The organism is Microvirga calopogonii, assembly GCF_003347665.1.
Lineage (GTDB): Bacteria > Pseudomonadota > Alphaproteobacteria > Rhizobiales > Beijerinckiaceae > Microvirga > Microvirga calopogonii.
Genome location: NZ_QDGA01000205.1, coordinates 1 through 3,297, shown reverse-complemented (window position 1 = coordinate 3,297; position 3,297 = coordinate 1). Strand labels below are relative to the sequence as shown.

The 3,297-nt window shown below is 61.1% G+C and carries 3 protein-coding genes; all 3 read left to right on the top strand.

The window, feature by feature from the left end; all coding sequences use genetic code 11:
* Positions 1–87: 87 nt before the first annotated feature.
* A protein-coding gene (locus DDF70_RS35765; RefSeq protein ID WP_114948168.1) for an IS630 family transposase occupies positions 88–1,142 on the top strand; the annotation gives its coding sequence in 2 pieces (ribosomal slippage) (positions 88–574 and positions 574–1,142; 1,056 coding nt in all).
* Positions 1,143–1,206: 64 nt separating this feature from the next.
* Positions 1,207–1,545: a hypothetical protein gene (locus tag DDF70_RS35760; RefSeq protein WP_114949193.1), complete on the top strand. Its 339-nt coding sequence runs from the start codon at positions 1,207–1,209 to the stop codon at positions 1,543–1,545.
* 123 nt (positions 1,546–1,668) lie between these two features.
* Positions 1,669–3,297, top strand: a 1,629-nt coding sequence (locus DDF70_RS38620) for an Ig-like domain-containing protein (RefSeq protein WP_245435787.1), incomplete at its 3' end; no start/stop codon positions are given.

Genomic DNA, 3,297 nt, shown 5'->3' with positions numbered 1-3,297 from the left:
ATACCAGGTCCCTGAAGAGCTGACTCGTTTGTGATTTCCCGGACTGTGGCAGGTGTGATTCAGTTGGGTGAACCAGGGAGGTTTGCCATGCCGATCCCACTCCGTTCTGACTTCAATGCGTCTCAGCTTCGTGCGCTGGCCAGGAAGGCGAAGGATGGCCCGCAAGCCCGCCGTCTGCTCTCGCTGGCGGCGATCTATGAGGGGGTCTCCCGCACCGAGGCGGCGCGGATCGGCGGGGTGACGCTGCAGATCGTGCGCGACTGGGTGGTCAAGTTCAATGCGCACGGACCCGAGGGGCTCATCGACCGCAAGCCCCCGGGCCAGCCCTCCAGGCTCACCGATCAGCATCGTCAGCACCTGGTGCAGATGATCGAGGCCGGCCCGATCCCGGCGGTGCATGGGGTGGTGCGCTGGCGGCTGGTCGATCTGATCCAGTGGCTCTGGGACGAGTATCGCCTCCCGGTCTCGAAACAGACGCTGAGCCGGGAAGTGCGGGCGCTGGGCTATCGCAAGCTCTCGGCCCGCCCGCGGCATCACGCCAAGAGCGAGGCGGCGGTCGAGGATTTTAAAAAACTTTCCCCGCGCGTGTGGCGGAGATCGCGACCACCGCGGCTCATGGCCAGCCCTTAGAGATCTGGTTTGCCGACGAGGCGCGCATCGGCCAGAAGAACAAAATCACCCGGCGTTGGGCCAAGCGCGGCACGCGGCCCTCGGCGCCGCGGGATCTGCGCACCGCCTCCACCTCCATCTTCGGGGCGATCTGCCCGGCTGAAGGCAAGGGAGCCGGCCTGGTGCTGCCCCGCTGCACCACACAGGCGATGAACGAACATCTGAAGGAGATCGCGCAAGCCGTGGCGCCGGGAGCGCATGCGGTGCTGCTGTTGGATCGGGCCGGCTGGCACGTCTCACGCAAACTGCAGGTGCCGGCCAACATCACCCTGGTGCCGCTGCCCGCCAAGGCACCCGAGTTGAACCCGGTGGAGAATATCTGGCAGTACATGAGGGAGAACTGGCTCTCGAACCGGATCTTCACGTCCTACACCGACATTCTCGATCACTGCTGCGCGGCTTGGACCAAGCTCACGGATCAACCTTGGACCATCATGTCCATTGGCTTGCGTGATTGGGCGCACGGGTTCTGATCAATGGGAGTTGGTATGAGTTGAGACCTTCGCCCAGGCTCTGCGGCGGGTGAACGCCGCTGCAATGACGGTCTTTCCAGAGCACTTCTCGCTTCAGCTGGCTCCAGGCGTGCACGCGGTGCTGATCCTGGATCAGGCAGGTTGGTACGATCCGCGGGCGGTGGATGTGCCGCAGACGGTCACACGGCTGCTGCCCGCTGCCTCACCCGAACTTCACCCGGTGGGACGGTTCTGGCTGCACCTGCGTGAGCGGTCTCTCTCGCATCGCGTGCTGGACGATTATGGGGCCATCCTGGAGGCGGTCGGTCGCGCCTGGAACAGACTTCTCGACGGGACAGGCCATCTCACAAGCCTGACCGCCTACTGGGATCTGACTGCGTCAGTAGTCCCTGAGCAGTTATAACTCGGTCGGATTAGCTGGCCCGAGCAAGGATTCGCCTACCCGAAATGGTAGGATTAAGGTTCACCCATCAATCAGGGATAATTGAAGCTTTCAGCAGCCAAATCCCAAAAGAAGAGGCGCCCCATGGCAATTACCCTGACCCTCAACAGCGAAGATTTCAGCATTGCCTACAATGCGAGTACGAATTCGGACGAGATCGGGTACACTGGTGCAACAACTAACGTTTTCGGTCGGTTGAACGCGGAATTCCGCGTTGATCCCATCTCCGCCCAATCGCTGACGTTCGACAACGTCGGCGACACAAAAACCTTAGCGTTTGGTACCGCCATCTTGCGTGAGGACTACATCGCTCATCAGCCACGGCTCAACGAACTCCTGCCGAACGGAAGCGTCAACACAACGGACTACCCGGATTTCTCGTTCTCCGTCGATCGGGACCATCCTGAGGAACTCGCACTAACGGTCAATGTGATGGTGGATGGAGTGGCGACCCCACTTCAGTTCCAGTCCATACCAGAGGTTCAGTCCGGACCTCCCGGCTTTGCCTTCAGTCCTCCCTTCAATCGCGCCGACCCGGCACCCACAACGCTGCCAGGGTCGACCGGCGATGCCGATGTGGATTTCAGGGCCGAATTTGCCCCGGTCTCGTTTGAGGTTAATGGCTATCGGTTCACGGCCGACATCTCGGACATCCTCTTCACCCAGCCCATTGGACCAGGTGATACCGGGGCCGGCACCAATACCCCCGTGGACGTGGAGAGTATCTCATTGGTTCTTCGCTTGGATGCGGCGCCCCCACCCGACATTACGAAGCCGGACGTAACGATCAACATTGTGGACACCGCTCTCAGCAACGCTGACAAGACTTCGCAGGTGACGTTCACCTTTTCGGAGACAATCGCAGCAGGGACATTCACGCTTGATGATGTGAGTGCAGTAAATGGCACACTGTCGAATCTCGTCTTTGCTGGCGACAACACGTCCGCGACCGCGACGTTCACGGCGACTGCAGATGTGAGCGGCACAGGCTCAGTAGCAGTAACTGCGGACAAGTTTACGGATGTGGCAGGTAATCTGAACAATGCCTCCAACACTGACACAGTGACCATCGATACTCGCACACCCAACGCAGTGGATGACACCCCTCTCGTCGACGACGTGTTTTACTTAGCCCATAACCCGGACGTGTTGGCGGCCGGGGTTGATCCGGACGTGCACTATGCCGCCTTCGGCTGGCACGAGGGGCGCGATCCCGACGCCTTTTTCTCCACCAACGGCTATCTCTCGGCCAATGCCGATGTGAACGCCGCCCACATCAACCCGCTCGAGCACTACCACCAGAACGGCTGGAAGGAGGGGCGGGACGCCTCGATCAACTTCGACACCACGCTCTACCTTCAGCACAATCCCGACGTGAAGGCGGCCGGCATCGACCCGCTCGAGCATTATCTTGCCTTCGGCCGCTCTGAGGGCCGTCAGGCCTACGAGGCGGTCGGCCTGAATGTCAAGGGCGCCTTTGACGCCGAGTACTATCTGTTGGCCAACCCGGATGTGGGCGCGGCCGGGATCGATCCGCTGACCCACTACAACACCTTTGGCTGGAAGGAGGGGCGGGATCCGAATGCCTTCTTTGACACCTCAGCCTATCTGTCCACCTACAGCGATGTGGCCGCTGCCGGGGTCAACCCGCTCGAGCACTACATGAGCTTCGGCTGGCACGAGGGCCGCGATCCCTCGGGTAAGTTCGACACC